General features: G+C 69.6%; 14 protein-coding genes. 3 read left to right on the top strand and 11 right to left on the bottom strand.

The features are described from left to right. Positions 1-8: 8 nt before the first annotated feature. A complete protein-coding gene (locus G406_RS54520) occupies positions 9-917 on the bottom strand; it encodes a helix-turn-helix domain-containing protein (RefSeq protein ID WP_028935808.1) in 909 nt (302 codons plus the stop codon). Between the two features lie 202 nt (positions 918-1,119). On the opposite strand from G406_RS54520, the gene G406_RS0124570 reads away from it, so the two are divergent. Next, a complete protein-coding gene (locus G406_RS0124570; RefSeq protein ID WP_028935809.1) occupies positions 1,120-2,751 on the top strand; it encodes an amidohydrolase in 1,632 nt (543 codons plus the stop codon). 257 nt (positions 2,752-3,008) lie between these two features. Here G406_RS0124570 and G406_RS57305 read toward each other — a convergent pair whose 3' ends face one another. From G406_RS57305 to G406_RS0124585, 3 genes are all read right to left on the bottom strand, one after another. Beyond that, positions 3,009-4,091: a hypothetical protein gene (locus G406_RS57305; protein ID WP_156935138.1), complete on the bottom strand. Its 1,083-nt coding sequence runs from the start codon at positions 4,089-4,091 to the stop codon at positions 3,009-3,011. A 507-nt stretch (positions 4,092-4,598) separates the two neighbouring features. Further along, positions 4,599-5,129 carry a DUF2165 domain-containing protein gene (locus G406_RS0124580; RefSeq protein ID WP_028935811.1) on the bottom strand — a complete coding sequence of 177 codons (531 nt, stop codon included), beginning with the start codon at positions 5,127-5,129 and terminating at the stop codon, positions 4,599-4,601. 13 nt (positions 5,130-5,142) lie between these two features. Further along, positions 5,143-5,676, bottom strand: a complete 534-nt coding sequence (locus G406_RS0124585; protein WP_156935139.1) for a hypothetical protein — start codon at positions 5,674-5,676, stop codon at positions 5,143-5,145. 255 nt (positions 5,677-5,931) lie between these two features. Here G406_RS0124585 and G406_RS49600 point away from each other — a divergent pair, with 255 nt between their 5' ends. Together G406_RS49600 and G406_RS0124595 are read left to right on the top strand one after the other, a co-directional pair. Further along, positions 5,932-6,768: an enoyl-CoA hydratase/isomerase family protein gene (locus tag G406_RS49600; RefSeq protein WP_084216365.1), complete on the top strand. Its 837-nt coding sequence runs from the start codon at positions 5,932-5,934 to the stop codon at positions 6,766-6,768. 46 nt (positions 6,769-6,814) lie between these two features. Continuing rightward, positions 6,815-7,996 (top strand): acetyl-CoA C-acyltransferase, encoded by a 1,182-nt coding sequence (locus tag G406_RS0124595; protein ID WP_028935813.1) that lies wholly within the window; start codon positions 6,815-6,817, stop codon positions 7,994-7,996. Between the two features lie 55 nt (positions 7,997-8,051). Here the strand turns inward: G406_RS0124595 and G406_RS49605 are convergent, their stop codons facing one another. The 7 genes from G406_RS49605 to G406_RS49625 are packed head-to-tail and all read right to left on the bottom strand — an operon-like array spanning position 8,052 to position 15,244. Beyond that, a complete protein-coding gene (locus G406_RS49605; RefSeq protein ID WP_051342621.1) occupies positions 8,052-9,056 on the bottom strand; it encodes an ABC transporter ATP-binding protein in 1,005 nt (334 codons plus the stop codon). Between the two features lie 34 nt (positions 9,057-9,090). Then, positions 9,091-9,630 (bottom strand): hypothetical protein, encoded by a 540-nt coding sequence (locus G406_RS0124605; protein WP_028935814.1) that lies wholly within the window; start codon positions 9,628-9,630, stop codon positions 9,091-9,093. A 41-nt stretch (positions 9,631-9,671) separates the two neighbouring features. Further along, the gene (locus G406_RS54525; RefSeq protein WP_156935140.1) at positions 9,672-10,217 is read right to left on the bottom strand and encodes a hypothetical protein; all 546 of its coding nucleotides are present in this window, start codon (positions 10,215-10,217) and stop codon (positions 9,672-9,674) included. Next, positions 10,181-11,536, bottom strand: coding sequence for an MCE family protein (locus G406_RS0124615; protein WP_028935816.1), 1,356 nt, complete (start codon positions 11,534-11,536; stop codon positions 10,181-10,183). Before G406_RS0124615 ends, G406_RS54525 begins: the two co-directional genes overlap by 37 nt. A 2-nt stretch (positions 11,537-11,538) precedes the next feature. Beyond that, positions 11,539-12,777 (bottom strand): MCE family protein, encoded by a 1,239-nt coding sequence (locus G406_RS49615; protein ID WP_051342622.1) that lies wholly within the window; start codon positions 12,775-12,777, stop codon positions 11,539-11,541. Continuing rightward, positions 12,777-14,069, bottom strand: coding sequence for an MCE family protein (locus G406_RS49620; protein WP_051342623.1), 1,293 nt, complete (start codon positions 14,067-14,069; stop codon positions 12,777-12,779). The genes G406_RS49615 and G406_RS49620 overlap by 1 nt, the downstream gene beginning before the upstream one ends. Then, positions 14,069-15,244 carry an MCE family protein gene (locus tag G406_RS49625; protein ID WP_051342624.1) on the bottom strand — a complete coding sequence of 392 codons (1,176 nt, stop codon included), beginning with the start codon at positions 15,242-15,244 and terminating at the stop codon, positions 14,069-14,071. Before G406_RS49625 ends, G406_RS49620 begins: the two co-directional genes overlap by 1 nt. Positions 15,245-15,246: the final 2 nt, after the last annotated feature.

Genomic DNA, 15,246 nt, shown 5'->3' on the forward strand with positions numbered 1-15,246 from the left:
CCGGTACCTCACCGCCGCCACGCGCCGGGCGTGGTGCCGTGGGCGCGCCGGAATGCTCGGCCGAAGGTCGTCACATCACTGAAGCCCGACCGCAGGGCGACCTCGACCAGAGGTAGCCGACCGTCAGCCTCGAGCAGGGCCCTTGCGCGCTCGAGGCGCGCCGCGCGAAGGTAGGCGGAGGGAGAACCGCCGTGCCGGGCGAAGAGGTTTTCCAGATAGCGGCGAGACACCCGGTGCCGCCGGGCGATCTGCTCGACGGTGAGCCCGGAGTCGGTGCAGTGCCGATCGACGAAGTCGCGGATCAACAGGAAATGGGCGGAGGGGGCGAGCGGCTCTCCCGGCGGATGGAGCTGCCGATCGGCGTCGGTCATGACGAGCGAGAGCAGGCCGACCGTGGTCGAGGCGAGCTCGTCGACGTCGCCGATGCCGGTCGCACCGGCTTCCAGCACTCCGTGCAGGAAGTGACGCAGGACCGTGGCGGAACTCGTGGTCGAGGCCACGGTGCTGGCGAGGGCCCCGATCCGTCGAGGAGAGCGGCGGGGCAGCACCGACCGAGGGACCTGAAGCGTCATCACCGTGCCAGGCGCGGCGAAACCGAGGGTGTAGGGCCGATCGGCGTCGCAGAGGGCTGCCACGCCCGCTGGCAGCACGGCCTGCCCATCACCGGTCGACATCGTGCAGGTCCCCGCCTCCACGATGTTGACCAGAACGTCGTCGCTCGGCGCGCCGCGTATGGCACGGTCGCTGCGGGCGACCCGGCACGGGTCACAGACGACCCGGGACACGCCGAGCGAGGACAGTTTCACGTGCTCGATCCGCCCCTCGAAGGACGCGCCGGTCGCGGCCTCCAGCGGGACGAAGGTGTCGCTGCAGATACGACCCCAGTCGACGGAGTTCGTCGCTCGCAGCGTCTCCATCCCGGAAACTCTAGGCCCGGGTGGGAGCGGGTCGGTACCGCCTCCCGGCGGGGTGAGCCGTGCGAACCGATGCGCACATCGCCGGTCGGGCCGTGCGCATTTCGCCTCAGCGGTCGTTCGGCCGTGCCTTAGCTTCGAGATCAACACAGGGGCGGGTGCTCGGACCGAGTTCTGTCCGGGCCGGGCGAAGTCGGAGGACACCGTGGTGCAAGGTCGGGACGTCGCGATCGTGAACGGCAACGTGCGAACGATGGACCCGGGCGGCACGGTCGCGCGGGCGGTGCTGCTCAGCGGGGGCCGCATCGCCGCTGTGGGCAGCGAACAGCAGGTACGCGCGGTGGCGACCGGCGACGCGGCAGTGCTCGACGTCGGCGGTCGAACCGTGGTGCCCGGCTTCATCGACAACCACAACCACCTGAGCGTCACGGCGTTCGATCCACTCGGTGTCGACTGCTCCACTCCGCCTCTGCAGTCGATCGACGAGGTACTCGGTGCCATCGACATGCACTGCCGGAGCCTGCCGAGGGGACAGTGGGTGATGGGTAGCGGCTTCTTCCACACCCAGGTGCGCGAGCAGCGCAACCCGACGCGGCAGGAACTCGACGAGGTCGCCCCGCACAACCCGTTCTTCCTCCGGGACAGCAGCTGCCACGCCGGTTACGCCAATACCGAGGCGCTGACACTGGCTGGGATCACCGCCCATGCCCCGCAGCCGTGGGGTGGTGAGTTCGAGAAGGACAGAGGTGGTGAGCCGACGGGGATTCTCTGGGAAGCGGCCATCAACCGCGTGCACGAGGCGGCGTGGGGTGCGTGCATCGAGCGGGACTGGGACCAGTCGGTCGTCCTGCTCGACGCGAAGATGCGTGAGTACCTGTCCATGGGGATCACCGGGGTCGGCGACACCCTGGTGACGACGAGGGCAGCGGAGCTCTACCGTCGCGCGGCGGCGTCGGGCTCACTGCCGCTCACCGTTCAGCAGTATCACGGCGGTGACTACTTCTACAGTCCGCCCGACCTACGTCGTCCCGACATCCTCGACCGGGTGCTCGCGCAGGAGGGCACGATGCTTCGCGGCGGCGCGATCAAGCTCTTCGTCGACCGCTTCTTTCCCGACGGCCCGGCGATCGACGAGATCCACGACGGCTGTGTCAGACACGTCGGGACTCCGTTCCATTCGCACGAGGAGATACTCGACCTGGCGACGGACGCGGGGGAGCACGGGATCTCGACCGCGATCCACGCCATGGGCGGGTGCGCGGTCAGCGCCTGTCTGGACGCCTACGAGGAGGTGCGGCGACGCTCGCGGGCGGGCGCTGTCCTGAGGATGGAACACGCCTTCGTCGCGGAACCCCACCACGCGGCCCGCGTCGCGCGCCTCGACGTCGACTTCGTCGGCAACCCAGGCCTCGGCTGGCTGTGGGGAGAGGTGTTCAGCGGACTGCGGCAGGAGAAACAGGACCACCTTCGGGTGCTCCCGATGCGAAGCATGATCGACGCCGGAGCGCGTGTCTCACTCGCGTCCGATACCCCCTGCGGCCCGGTCCAGCCGGCTCTGATCATGCACGCCGCGGTGAACCGGACAACGGCCCTCGGCGCGGAGTTCGACCCCGAAGAGGCGATCACACCCTCGGAGGCTCTGCTCGGTTACACCCGCAACGCCGCGCACGCCGCGGGACGGGCGAGCGAGGAGGGCAGCATCACGGTGGGCACCCGGGCCAACGTGCTGGTGCTGGACCGCGACATCCTGAGCTGCCCGGCCCAGGAGATCAAGGACACCCGGGTCGACCGGACCTACGTCGACGGTCAGCTGGTGTACGAGCGCGCTGTGGAGTAGTCCGTCCCCTCGTGGCAGCGCAGCTCCTACTTACGCGCAACCCCGTGCCTGACTTGCCCCGTGCCCGACTTCAAGGCATCTCGGCTTCGCCGTCGAGTCGTGAGTGGCGAGTGGTCCTATAGCAACCCTCAGCACTCACGACGGAAAAGCTGTCGTGAGTGCTGAGGGTTGCTACGCCTTCGGCGCCCCTTCGGGGTAGAACCACTCGCCACTCACGGGGGTCACGGGGGTCAGGAAGGGAGGGACCTGGCTGCGGCTCATTCCGGCGACGCGGGTTCCTCCCGAGGCTGCGGTTCGACGGCCACGGTTGTCGAGGCGGGTTGCGCTGCTCGGACGGGGCGTGTGCGCGGGCTCGCCCGGCCCGGTACGTCCGTCGTCGCGCTGGCCGGGGGGCTTGTCGGGCGTGGGGTCGTTGTTCGTTTACCTCGCGCGGGGGGCTTCGCGGCTGCGCGTGCCGGTCGGGCTGGGCTCGGTGAAGGCGGCGGTGGCACGACAGTCCGTTGGTCGACCGGCCCAGGCGTGCCGACCGCGGCCGCGGTCTGGTCAGGTGGCTGAGCAACGTCGGGGTGGGCCGTACCGGCTACCGACTCGACCGGGTCTGCCTCGGCGGCGGGAGCCTTGTCCGGGGCAGTGCTGGGCTCCGCCGTCCTGCTCGATCGTGCCTCGTCTTGGCTCGCGGCGTCGTCCGTACCAGCTACTTTCGGGCCATCCTCGCCAGGAGCTGGTGACAGCTGCTGGGGTGGGTCCCGCCGCTGGGAGCCGACCGGCGGGAGTACCGCGTCTCGATCGGTACCCGGCTCAGGGCCGGAGTGGTCGTCCGCCGAACCGACCTGCTCCGGGGTGTGGTCGGGCGCGACTGGATGTCGGTCTCGGGGCTTGTCCTCGACGGTGTCGGGTCCGCGCTCGACAACGTCCGTCGTGGGCGGACCGGCCTGGCCGTGGCTGTGGTGCCGTACGCGGCGCAGGGCGACGGCCGCCGCCAACTCCAACGTGATCGCCAGCGCGATCGGCGGGAACAGGGCGACCGCGTAGGCCGATAACGATCCTCGATCCACGGCGGCCAGGTTGGCACCCACGATCATCAGCATCGCCAGTCCGCATGCGGCCCACGGACCGGCGCCCACAGGCTGATCACCTCGGCGGCGCAGCCACACCACCCCGAGCGAGGCAACCAGCAGGCCCACCATCGAAGCCGGCAGCCACGGCGCCATCGTCGGGTCGCCGACCCCGCGCACGACGTCGCTGGCGTGCCGGTACGAAGCCACGAGAGTGGGTACCGCGACGACGAGCAGCACCAGGAGCGCCAGCAGCGAGTAAGCGCGAGGAGTCGATAACCGCATCCGTCTACTCTGGCACCACCAGCTCCAAGCACCACAGGCCCCCGGTGTTACGGAACCGGAGCGCGGGCCGCAGCCGGGGCGGGCGGCGCTGCATTGCTCCTGGGGCCGTGTGACCGGTGAGCGCTGGGGGCTGCGCCGTGGGGCAGTCGCCCATGATTCGGTGCGTCGACCGGGAACGGAGTTACCCCGAGCCGCGGGAACGAGCTGAGGCACCTGCTGGCCGACAGTGGCAGCACCCCGTACAACGTATGTGTAGGTGGCTACCAGGACACGGAGAAGTACCTACCCAGCGGGCTGCCCGCCGACGGCCGTGGCCCGGCGGAGCGCCCGACCAGCCACCGAGCAACAACGCACGATGCGCCGCGCGCCGACCTATGCCGGAACGCCGAACGTCCGAGGCGCTCGGAAACGCCCAGCGCCCCGCTAGTTCCCGACATCGTGGGTGTCGGGCCATCCCGGCCCAACTGATCCTGAAGCGGCCCTTCAGCCGCGGATGACCGCGGTATGTCATGTGCTGGAGCCGGCCCTCGGTGGGCTGCTCTGTGGGGGTAGGTGAGTCAGGACGAGGCAGACGGAGGCGATGACGAAGTTCTGCAGGGCCGGGTTCAGTCCGTTCCAGTGGGTTGACTGCCACATGGCGAACCATTCGCCGCCGATGGCGATGAAGCCGCCGCCGAAAAGGATCAGCCACATCAGCCATCCCGTGCTCGAGAGCTGGCGTGCTGTGGCATGGCTGTGGTTTCCGGCTCGTCGCAGCCACATGACCGTCGCCGTGGCCAGCAGGATGGTGCTGACCAGCTCCCACCCGATGATCGCCAGGTAGGTGGCCGTGACCAGTGCGGGACTGGTGACGGCGCGCCACATCGTGGCTGGTGACCGGAACGTGGTGTCCATGGCGAGGACGTGGAGGACGAACTGGTGGTTGGTGTCGTAGTCGGTGATGTTGCCGAGAACGATCAGCCCGATGTGGACCGTGGTCGTCGCGGTGAGGACCGCGAGTACCGCGTCGACGCTTCCACACCGGCGGAGAATCAGCACGAGTTGCCCGCTTTCAGCGCCCGGTCGGTGTTGACGGACCCGGGACTGCCAGCGGTTCGATGTCGCCGAGGGTCTCGATGCTCGCGTGGTCGCCGGGCTCGTAATGCGGGCCGGGGGTGTCGTTTCCGTGGACTTGCAGCTCGCAGGTGATGGCCTCGACCGGGAAGTCGTGCTTGAGCTGTCGGCACATCTGGCTGTTGAGCGTCTCCCAGTAGGGGTTGTTCGAGACGTCGACGGTGGCCAGGTAGTCGAGGGCGGACTTGCGCATGCTCAGATAGTCCGGGATGGCGACCTCGGTGATGCCGCTGTTGTAGCGGTAGTGGAAGAACAGGTTGATCGTCTGCCCACCCTGGTTGCGTGTCTGCAGGTCGATCACCTGGAACATGAACTCACGGCTTCCGTGCTCCGGCGCCTCGGGTCGAGTGGCGCCCGCGCCGCGCGCGGCCACCGCCAGACCGGCGACGAATGCCGCTCCGGCGAGAACGACGACCGCTGCGACTACTGCGATGAGGCCGCGACGTGCCACCACCAACTGTCCTCCAGACATGCGGAACGGATGTCCTGGACGATCATGGTCCATGGTGTCGCCGTGGCGCATGTGATTTTGCTCGTACCGGGTCGCCGGGCGACGCGGCCACGCCGGTACGACTTCGTGGGATGACGCCGCTGCCGGCGGGCTCACGTGGCGAAGTGTCGACTTGCTCTCAACCGACCGGTTGGACAGCGTGGCAATATTCAGGTAGAAACTACCTTTGCAGTGCGAGAATAGATTCGGTCGATCGGTTGAGAATTAGGGAAAACGATGGCTGATGTGCTCACCGAGCGCCATGGGGCGACACTGCTGGTGACGTTGAACCGGCCCGAGAGCAAGAACTCGGTCGCGGGCAGGATGCTGGCGGAGATCCTGGAAGCATTCACCGAGGCGGCAGAGGACGACTCGATCCGCGTCGTCGTGACGACGGGGGCCGGTTCCACCTACTGCGTCGGCATGGATCTGCAGGAGGCGGACGGGCAGCTGGAACGGGCGCCGGTGGACGTGCTGAACGACGACCTCATCGGTGGAGACAAGGGCATCGGGTCGTTGAGTCGCAATCAGCGGCTTCTCGAACCGGCGGGGGGCATCGGTCGCTGGACGCGGCGGATCGCCGGCATGCCGAAGCCGACGGTCGCGGCGCTCAACGGGGTGACCGCCGGCGGTGGCCTCGCCTTCGCGGTGCTGCAGGACTTCCGTGTTGCGGCGGCGAACGCGCGGTTGACCCCCGGGTTCCTCGGCGTCGGAGTGGCTCCCGAGATGGGGATGACGTACTTCCTACCCCGGTTGCTGGGCTGGCGAGCCGCGAACCAGTTGTTGCTGCGCAACCCCGTGCTCGGCGCGGAGGAAGCCGCCGGGCTCGGGCTGGTCGACCAGGTCGCACCGGAAGGTCGTGCGCTGCCGGAGGCGATGGAGCTGGCCGAGCAGCTGGCCCGACTGCCGACGGTGGCGATGCAGGCCACCAAACAGCTGCTGTCCCGCTCGGCCGCCAGCGACCTCGACGGCCAGCTGGCGGCCGAGTACCAGGCCCAGCTCACCCTGTTCGGACTTCCGGAGACACGCACCGCGATCGCAGAGCTGCGCGCCCGACTGGGCAGGCGCGGCTGACCGGTCCCTCGAATCCCTCCCCGCAACATCAACGTCAGGAGAGCCTGTGCGAGAAGTCGTCGTCGTGGAAGCGGTCCGGACTCCCTTCGGGCGCCGCAACGGCACGTTGTCCACCCTGCACTCGGTCGATCTGCTGGGACTGGTCCAGCGAGCCGTGCTCGAACGGGCCGGTCTGCCCGCGACCGAGGTCGACCAGGTCATCGCGGGATGCGTCGGTCAGGTCGGGATGCAGGCGTTCAACATCGGCAGGGGAGCGTGGCTGGCCGCCGGGCTGCCGATCGAGGTACCCGCCACCACTGTCGATACCCAGTGCGGCTCCTCCCAGCAGGCACTCAACCTGGGCTGCTCGCTGATCGCCTCAGGTGCCGCGGACGCCGTGGTCGCCTGCGGAGTCGAGGTGATGAGCACCGTGAAGATGGGTTCCACGGTGCCGCGCGACGGAAGCCTCGGGCGCCCGGTGAACCGCAACTACTGGAAGCACCACGAGTACACCAGTCAGTTCGAAGGCGCAGAGCGCATCGCGGACAAGTGGGGCATCACCCGGGCCGACACGGACGGGTTCGGCAAGCTCTCCCAGGACCGGGCGGCGACCGCGCAGGCCGCGGGGGCATTCGACTCCCAGCTGCTGCCGGTCGAGGCGCCGGCCCTCGCCGAGGACGGGACGAGGGACGAGGGCGCGACGGTCACCGTCGAGCGCGACGAGGGCGTGCGGGAGACCACCCTGGAGACGCTGTCCACGCTGCGTCCGAGTGGTCGCGAGGACGGAGTGCACACCGCTGCCACCTCCTCCCAGATCTCCGACGGTGCGTCCGCCGTGCTGCTCATGTCGGCCGACGCGGCGGCGTCGAACGGTCTGCGGGCGCTCGCCGAGGTGACCGGCACCGCACTGCTGGGCAGCGACCCGGTGCTGATGCTCACCGGACCCATCGACGTGACCCGCGCACTGCTGGACCGACACCGGATGACCATGTCGGACATCGACGTTGTGGAGATCAACGAGGCCTTCGCCTCGGTGGTACTGGCCTGGGAACGGGAGCTGCGCCCGGACATGGCGACGGTCAACCCGAACGGCGGGGCCATCGCCCTCGGACATCCGCTCGGGGCCACCGGCACGGGTCTGGTCACCAAGGCGGTGCACGAGCTGCGGCGCGGCGGCGGCGAGCATGCGCTGGTCACCATGTGCTGCGGCGGCGGGATCGGCACCGGGACGTTGCTGCGCCGCGCGTGACAGCCGGTGCGTGCCGGGGCCAAGGCACCTGGTCCCGGCACGCACCGGCTCCACATCACGCGAGTCGAGCGTCGCCGATGACGTCGCGGTAGCGCACCCGGTCGCCCTCGTCGAGCGAGTCGACCACCGCGTGCCGGGCCCGAGGCGGCAGCTCGTGCACCATGTTCATCACCCGCTGCATCCGGCGCGCGACCGCCTTGCGCTCCAGGCCGCCGCTGGCGCGCAGCTGGGGCTTCATCGAGGGCACGGTGAACCGGGTCCGACCGTTCTCCGCTGCCTGCTCGTCGGCGTCCTTCTCCTCGGACATGCCGATCGGGCCTTCCCGCCGCCCGTTGAGGAACTGCGCGACCACCGGGTCCTCGCTGGTCAGCAGCAGCTCGCGGGGCCCGAACATGGCCAGGTGCTTGTGGTACATGATACCGATGTTGTCCGGCACGGTCTGCGCCGTGTTGATGTCGTGGGTGACGATCAGGAACGTCGCGTCGGTCTTCGCGTTCAGGTCGATGATCAGCTGGTTGAGGTAGGCCGTGCGTACCGGGTCCAGCCCGGAGTCGGGCTCGTCGAACAGCACGATCTCCGGCTCCAGCACCAGAGCCCTGGCCAGGCCCGCCCGCTTGCGCATCCCACCGGAGATCTCGCCGGGAAGCTTGTCCTCGTCCCCGGTCAGACCCACCATGTCGACCTTCTCCATGACGATGTCACGGATCTCCCGCTCGCCCTTGCGGGTGTGCTCGCGCAACGGGAACGCGATGTTGTCGAACAGGTTCATCGACCCGAAGAGTGCCCCGTCCTGGAACAGCACCCCGAACAGCTTGCGGATGTCGTACAGCTGCTCCGCCCGCGCACTGACCAGGTCGGTGTCGTGGATGAAGATCGACCCCGTCTCCGGTTTGAGCAATCCGATCAAGCACTTGAGGAACACCGACTTCCCCGTGCCGGACGGCCCGAGCAGCACACTCACCTCACCGGGAGGCATGGTGAACGTGACGTCGGACCACACGTTGGCCCGACCGAACCACTTCGAGAGACCGCTGACCTCGATCGTCACCCCGGTACCCATCAGACCGCCTTCCACATCGTGTCGCCGGCCATGCTCAGACCGGTCGCAGCTGGGAGACCCGCCAGCCGTCCGGGGTGCGCAGCATGGTCACCCGTACCTGCTGGGGGCTGAACCCGGGCTTCGGCGTGAACCGGGTCCGCGACTGCTGGTCGAGGAACACCAACAGCTCGACCTCGTCCTCGCCGCCGGACACCACCGCCGTGTCCAGGACCGAGGTCGACATGGACAGCTGCTGGTCCTTGGCGCCGGGCGCGACCGTGTCATGGACCAGGCGCGCGTAGTCGTCGGCGAAGCCGCCGGTGACCGCGCCACGGGTGTTCCCGACCTGCTGGTCGATCGACCGGTAGTCGTAGGACAGCAGGTCGGTGACCGCGTTGACGGCTGTCGAGGTGGCCTGCGCGCGGGCCGCGTCCAGCCGGTCCTGGTGCGCGGACCGCCACCAGCACAGCGCGCCGACCAGGGCCAGCGCACACACCACGACACCCAGGAGCCGCACCGCCCGCTCGGGCCGCCGCGACACCGTCACGGTGAGTGCGCGCACCGCACGACCGGTTCGGGCGGGGGCCTCCGCCACGCGCCTGTACCACGTTCGGCCGCGGTCGCCGGTTGGCCCGGTCATGACACGAACTCCACGGCCGACGTCAGCCAGCGCCCGTCCTGGTGGACCAGCGACAGCTTCAGCCGGTAGTCCCGCGCTTGCGGGGTGGGGGCCTTCGCGGTGGTCACCTCGGCGCGCACGGCCGCCAGCACCGTCGCGGTGGAGCCGTCGTAGCTCTGCACCCCCGAGGACCGCACCGTCCCGGCCATCGCGATCTTCTCCTCACCGAGGGTGGCGAGGAACGCGGCGCGGTCGCCGGCGAAGCCCTTGGCGAACTCGGCGGTGGTGAGTGCCTCCAACCGTCGCACGTCGGACTCGGCCGAGTCGTGGTCGAACGTGGTCAGGTACACGGCCATCTGGCCACCCGCCGCCAGCGCACTCGTTCTGCCGTGCTCGGTCAACAGTCCGCGCACGGCGGCGGTGCCGAACATCCCGCACACCACCAGCACCGCGAGCGCCAGCACACCGAGCAGCACCGGGGCCGGGTGGAACCGACGCGCGCCTGCCGGTCGCGCCGGTGTCTCGGTCACGGGTTCAGCGGCCCGGTCAGCAAGGACTGCCACGGGGTCTCCTTTCCTGGGGCGCCGGTGCCGCCCAGCGCCGCGAGCGGGTCGTCCCGGTTCGAGCCGGAGACGGCGGGCGGGCTGAGCGGGCCGCTCTGCGGCAATCGGCCGGTGGCCAGCGGGTTCTCCGGCGCGAACGGGGTGCCGTCACCGGTGGTCTCGTCCGGTGCGCGGCCGAGGCATTCCTGCGCGGTTGCCGCGCGCACGCCCACCTTGCCCTCCAGACAGGGGATGTTGCGCGCACCGCGCACCACGCGCGGGTCGTTGTGCGGAACCTTGCAGTAGGTGTTGGGCACCGGGTCCTTGTCGGTCAGGTCGTTGCCGTTTCGCTCCGCCGTCGACTGGAACCCCTGGGTGCAACCGGGGTACACGTTGAGCTGCAGGCCGGCGTGCCCGCCCCGGTTCGGTCCGTCGGTGATGATCTGTTCCCAGGCCAGCGCGATCGGGTAGTCGGTGAACACCTGCTCCAGCGCGGGCCGGTACACACCGAGCAGCCCGCCTACCGTGCGCAGGTTCCCGGCCAGTACCGAGGTGCCCTGGTAGTTGTCGTTCAGGAAGCCGGCCACCGACCCGGCCGCGTCGCGCAGCGCGGGCACTCCGTGGCGCAGGTGTCCGTCCTGGTCGGCGAGCACACCCGTGAAGTGGGCCAGCCGGGAGAACGAGGCTCGCACGCTGTCACCCGCCACGTTCTGCGTGTCCAACAGCGGGCCGACCGTGGTGATCAGCTGCGCGGTCTGTGGGTAGTTGCGGTCCGCCTCGTCCACCAGGTCCACTCCGCCGCGGGTCAGGGTTCGCAGGTCCGGACCGAGGTTCTGGAAGGCCAGGTACCCCTCGTCGAGGAAGGTCTGGACGCCGTTGTCCGGCACCGAGGCGAGCAGGTCGGTCACCTTGTCCAGCACCGGCGCGATCTGCACCGGCACGCTGGTCCGGTCCATCGGGATGACCGTGCCCGGCCGCAGGTAGGGGCCGCCGGGGTGCTCGGACACCAGGTCGACGTACTGCTCGCCGACCGCGGACTGGCTGTGCAGCTCGGCACGGGCATCGAGGGCGACCTTCACGCCCTGTTCGACCGACATGGTCACCGCGACCCCGGCGGGGGTCATCGACACTGATTTGATCTTGCCGATCTGGGCTCCACGTGCGGTCACGTTGCCGTTGGGATAGACCCCGGCTCCGTCCGCGAACAGCGCGGTCACCTGCATCTGCCCGTAGCCGAGCACGGTGGGCAGGTGCGCGTAGCCGAACACGATGATCAGCACCGCACTGAGCGCGAGCAGGGCGAACACCGCGAGCTGGCGGCGGATGTATGCACTGATCATGATCAGCCTCCGGTTCCGTGCAGACCCGGCAGCAGGCCACCGGAGCCGTCGAGCGGCGAACCCGGGCCCGCGCGATCCGGTGGGGAGCCGGTGGGCGCCGCGCCGGGCAGCGCGGGCAGCGTGGGGCCCTTCCCGGTGAGCGCGGGCGCCGGTGAGTCGTGCCCGGGCAGCAGGCGGGGGCTTTCGTCGCGCAGCTGCCTGGTGGCGTTGCCCAGCGAGCCACCCAGCGGGGTCCCGTTGAGGAACGCGGCGTCCAGCGACTCGTTGGTCAGGTCGAGGTTGACGTCGAGGTTCACCGAGTCGCCCCGCACCAGGAACGGCACCGCGTCGATCGGGAACACCACACCGGGCAGCAGCCGCAGGGCACGCGGGATGGTGCCGCGCTGCACGTCGGCGGTACGCCGCAGCGCTGGTTCGAGCTCGCTGAGTACGCCGCGCAGTTGCTTGGAACCCGTGTCCGCGAACGGGGCGAGCGACTCCGTGGCGTTGCCGAACCGGTCGAGGACGTCGCGGATCCTCGGCTCCTCGTCGGTCACCGTGCGCAGGCCGCCCGGCAGGTCGCGCAGCGCCGTGTTGATCTCGTTCATCCGGGGCGCGAGGATCCCGGTGAGACGGTCCAGCCCCCGCATCGCCGCGATGATGTCGCCCTTCTGCTGGTCGAGGCCTCCGGTGAACGAGTCCAACCGGGTCAGCAGGCTCCGCGCGTCCTCGGCGCGGCCACCACCGAGGGCCTGGTTCAGCTCGGTCGTGATCGTCTGGAAGCTCTGCAGACCACCCCCGTTGAGCAGCAGCGACACACCAGCCAGTAGGTCCTCGGTCTCGGGGTTGGCGCGAGTACGGTCGGTGCCGATCACCGCGCCGGGACCGAGGCGGCCGATGGCCGGTTCGTCCTTCGGCGCGGCGAGCTGGATGTGCTTCGAGCCGAGAAGACTGGTCTGCCCGAGGGACGCGGTGGCGTTCGCGGGCAGCCGCACATCCTTACCGAGCCGCACGGTGAGCATCGGCGTCCATCCGTCCAGCGAGATGCCGGTGACCGTGCCGACCGGGATGTCGTCGATCAGCACCGGGGTGTTCGGCACCATGTTGTCCGCGTTCGCCATGCGCAGGGTCACCTGGTAGCTGCCGTCGCCGGTACCGGTGGTGCCGGGCAGCGGCAGTGAGTTGATGCCCTTGTAGGAGGAGCAGCCGCTCGCGCACAGCAGGACGCCGGCCGAGGCCAACGCCAGCACGACCCCACGCATCAGCGACCGCCCTTCTGGCCGAGCTCACCGAGCGACTCCGGACCGGGATAGGTGCGGTCGTCGCCGTTGGCGGTCGACGAGCGCGGCAGGTCGGAGTTGCTGCCGTTCGGTGAGTAGTTGGTGTCCGGCTGGCCGTCCTCGACGTTGCCGTAGCTGGGCAGGCTGCCCCGGGGCACGGCCACCGGACTGAGCCCTACCGGAGGGGACTGCATGGCCAGGTGTCGGAACACGGGGCCGAGGTACTGCACGCACATGTCCTGGCCCTTCTTCACGTCCGCGGCTGCCGCCGAGGTGATGGCCGCGCAGATCGCGTCGCCGGGACCGCCGAAACCGGCCACGTTGTTGGCCGACAGGCTCGGGTCGATGGTGCCGGTGCGCGGGTTGAAGATGTTCACGAAGTTGGTCAGCGCGTTGGGGCCGACGTGCAGCACGTTGGCGATGTTCATGCGTTGCTGCGCGAGGTTCCTGGACACCGACCCCGCGAGGTCGACGGTCCGATGGAGCTGGTCGCCGTGCCGTCCGAGGAAGTCGTCGACCTGGGTCGCCGCATCGTCGATCTTGGGTAGCAGGCTGCGTAGCTCGTCGCTGTTGTCGTCCAGGGTCGCGGAGACGTCCGCGAGGCGGTGGTCGAACTCGACGATCCGATCGTCGTAGCGGCTGAGTTGCGCGGAGAAGCCGGCCAGGTTGCGCACGGTGCCGAACAGATCGCCCCGCCCGTCCGACAGCGTCTTCGCGGCCTTCGACAGCGAGGTCAGCATGTCGTGGAAGTTCTGCCCCTCGCCGCGACCGTTGGCGTCGATCGTGGTCAGCGCCCGGTTCAGCGCCCCCTGCTCGTTGGCCCCGTTCGGGCCCAGCGCGTCGGACAGCTGGGACAGCTGCGCCTTGAGCTCGTCGAACTCGACCGGTGATGCGGTGCGTTCCACCGGGATCACGCCGCCCTCGGGCAGCGTCGGGCCCTCGGTGTACGGCGGGTCCAGCTGGATGAACCGGGTGGCGACCAAGGTGGGGGACAGGATCGCCGCGTTCACGTGCGCGGGCAGCGAGTACTCCCGGTCGTAGTGGAAGTCCACCCGCACCCGGTCCCCGTCCGGCGTGATCTTGTCGATGGCTCCGACCTGCATGCCGAGGACGCGGATCGCGTCGCCCGGGTACACACCCTTGGTCTCGGCGAAGTAGGCGGTGCCGTGTTTGCCGTTCCCGCCGCCGACGAGGTGGACCACCGCGGCGACGACGGCCAGCGCACCCAGCAGCGCCCAGGCGAGGCGCGGGACTCCGCGGAGCAGAGCGGACATCAGTTGCCTCCCATCAAAGGCAGCAGCGCACTGCCGGGCTCCGAGCCGTACTGGTTTCCGGGTGGGGCGTCCTTGCGCTGCGGCAGCGGCTCGTCCGCACCGGACCCACTGGGCGGCGCGGCCAGCGGAGCCGGCACGTTCCCCAAGCCGCCGGGCAGGCCCGGCCCGCTGGGGACCCGGGGCGCCTGCGGGTTGTTCACCTGGCGCAGCAGGTCGGTGTAGTTGACGATGTCGCCGCCGGTGTGCAGCCCGACCTCGACGACGAACGACGGGCCGCTGGAGATGCCCTCACCGAGCCCGCCGACGAAGGAGGACACGCGCTTGAGCGCCAGCGAGATGTTGGCGTTGTTGCGCTGCACGATGCCCAGCACGTCGTTCAGCTCGTCGAGAACCCCGCCGATCTGCTCGTTGTTCTCCTTGGCGAAACCGCGAGCCTGCTCGGCGACGTAGTTGAGGTTGCGGAACAGCTCATTGAGCACCCGTTGACGCTGCTGGAGCTCGCCGAGCAGGCTGTTGCCGTCCACCAGCAGGGACTGGAACTGCGCGGTGCGGTCGTCGAGCTCCCCGCTGACCGCGTTGGCGTGGCTCAGCAGCTCGAGCACCGCCTGATCCCGGGAGCTGATCGTGTCGGAAAGGGCACGGACGTTCACCAAGGTCTTGTGCACATCGTCCGGGGTGTCGGCGAAGGCGTCGCTGAACGCGTTGAGTGCGGCCTCGATCTTCGGCTTGTCGAAGTCCTGAGTCTGTCGGGTCAGGCGCTCCAGGCTCGCTGTGACGTTGTACGGCGTGCTCGTACGGGCGAGCGGGATGGTGTCCCCGGAGCGCATCGGCGGGCCGTCGCCCGGGGTCAGCCCGAGGTAGCGTTTACCCAGCAGGGTGCCGGTCTTGATCGCCGCTGTGCTGGTGGCGCCCAGCCTGACCTGCTTGGCGGTGAACGTCACCTCCACCTTGTCGCCCTTGAGCGTCATGTCGGTGACCTTCCCGACCGGCGTGCCGGCGACCCAGACCTGGTCGGTGACCGTCATACCTCCGGCGTCGGAGAACTCGGCGCGGTACGAAGGGCCCGCCACCAGCGGCAGGCTCGGCACGATGAACGCCAGCAGCAGCGCGCCCGCGACGGCGGCGAGGCCGGCGGTCGCCGTGCTGAGCGGGTTGAACTCCCGGAATCTGGGCATTC

The sequence above is a fragment of the Actinospineispora spinosispora DSM 44797 genome (genome assembly GCF_000429025.1).
GTDB classification, from domain to species: Bacteria; Actinomycetota; Actinomycetes; order Mycobacteriales; family Pseudonocardiaceae; genus Pseudonocardia; species Pseudonocardia spinosispora.

Excerpts from the sequence above, each read along its gene's own strand:
- G406_RS54520 (WP_028935808.1), bottom strand. The coding sequence starts at position 917 with ATGGAGACGCTGCGAGCGACGAACTCCGTCGACTGGGGTCGTATCTGC.
- G406_RS49605 (WP_051342621.1), bottom strand. The coding sequence starts at position 9,056 with ATGGGTACCGGGGTGACGATCGAGGTCAGCGGTCTCTCGAAGTGGTTC.
- G406_RS49600 (WP_084216365.1), top strand. The coding sequence starts at position 5,932 with ATGGCTGATGTGCTCACCGAGCGCCATGGGGCGACACTGCTGGTGACG.
- G406_RS57305 (WP_156935138.1), bottom strand. The coding sequence starts at position 4,091 with ATGCGGTTATCGACTCCTCGCGCTTACTCGCTGCTGGCGCTCCTGGTG.
- G406_RS49615 (WP_051342622.1), bottom strand. The coding sequence starts at position 12,777 with ATGCGTGGGGTCGTGCTGGCGTTGGCCTCGGCCGGCGTCCTGCTGTGC.
- G406_RS49620 (WP_051342623.1), bottom strand. The coding sequence starts at position 14,069 with ATGTCCGCTCTGCTCCGCGGAGTCCCGCGCCTCGCCTGGGCGCTGCTG.
- G406_RS49625 (WP_051342624.1), bottom strand. The coding sequence starts at position 15,244 with ATGCCCAGATTCCGGGAGTTCAACCCGCTCAGCACGGCGACCGCCGGC.
- G406_RS0124585 (WP_156935139.1), bottom strand. The coding sequence starts at position 5,676 with ATGTCTGGAGGACAGTTGGTGGTGGCACGTCGCGGCCTCATCGCAGTA.
- G406_RS0124615 (WP_028935816.1), bottom strand. The coding sequence starts at position 11,536 with ATGATCAGTGCATACATCCGCCGCCAGCTCGCGGTGTTCGCCCTGCTC.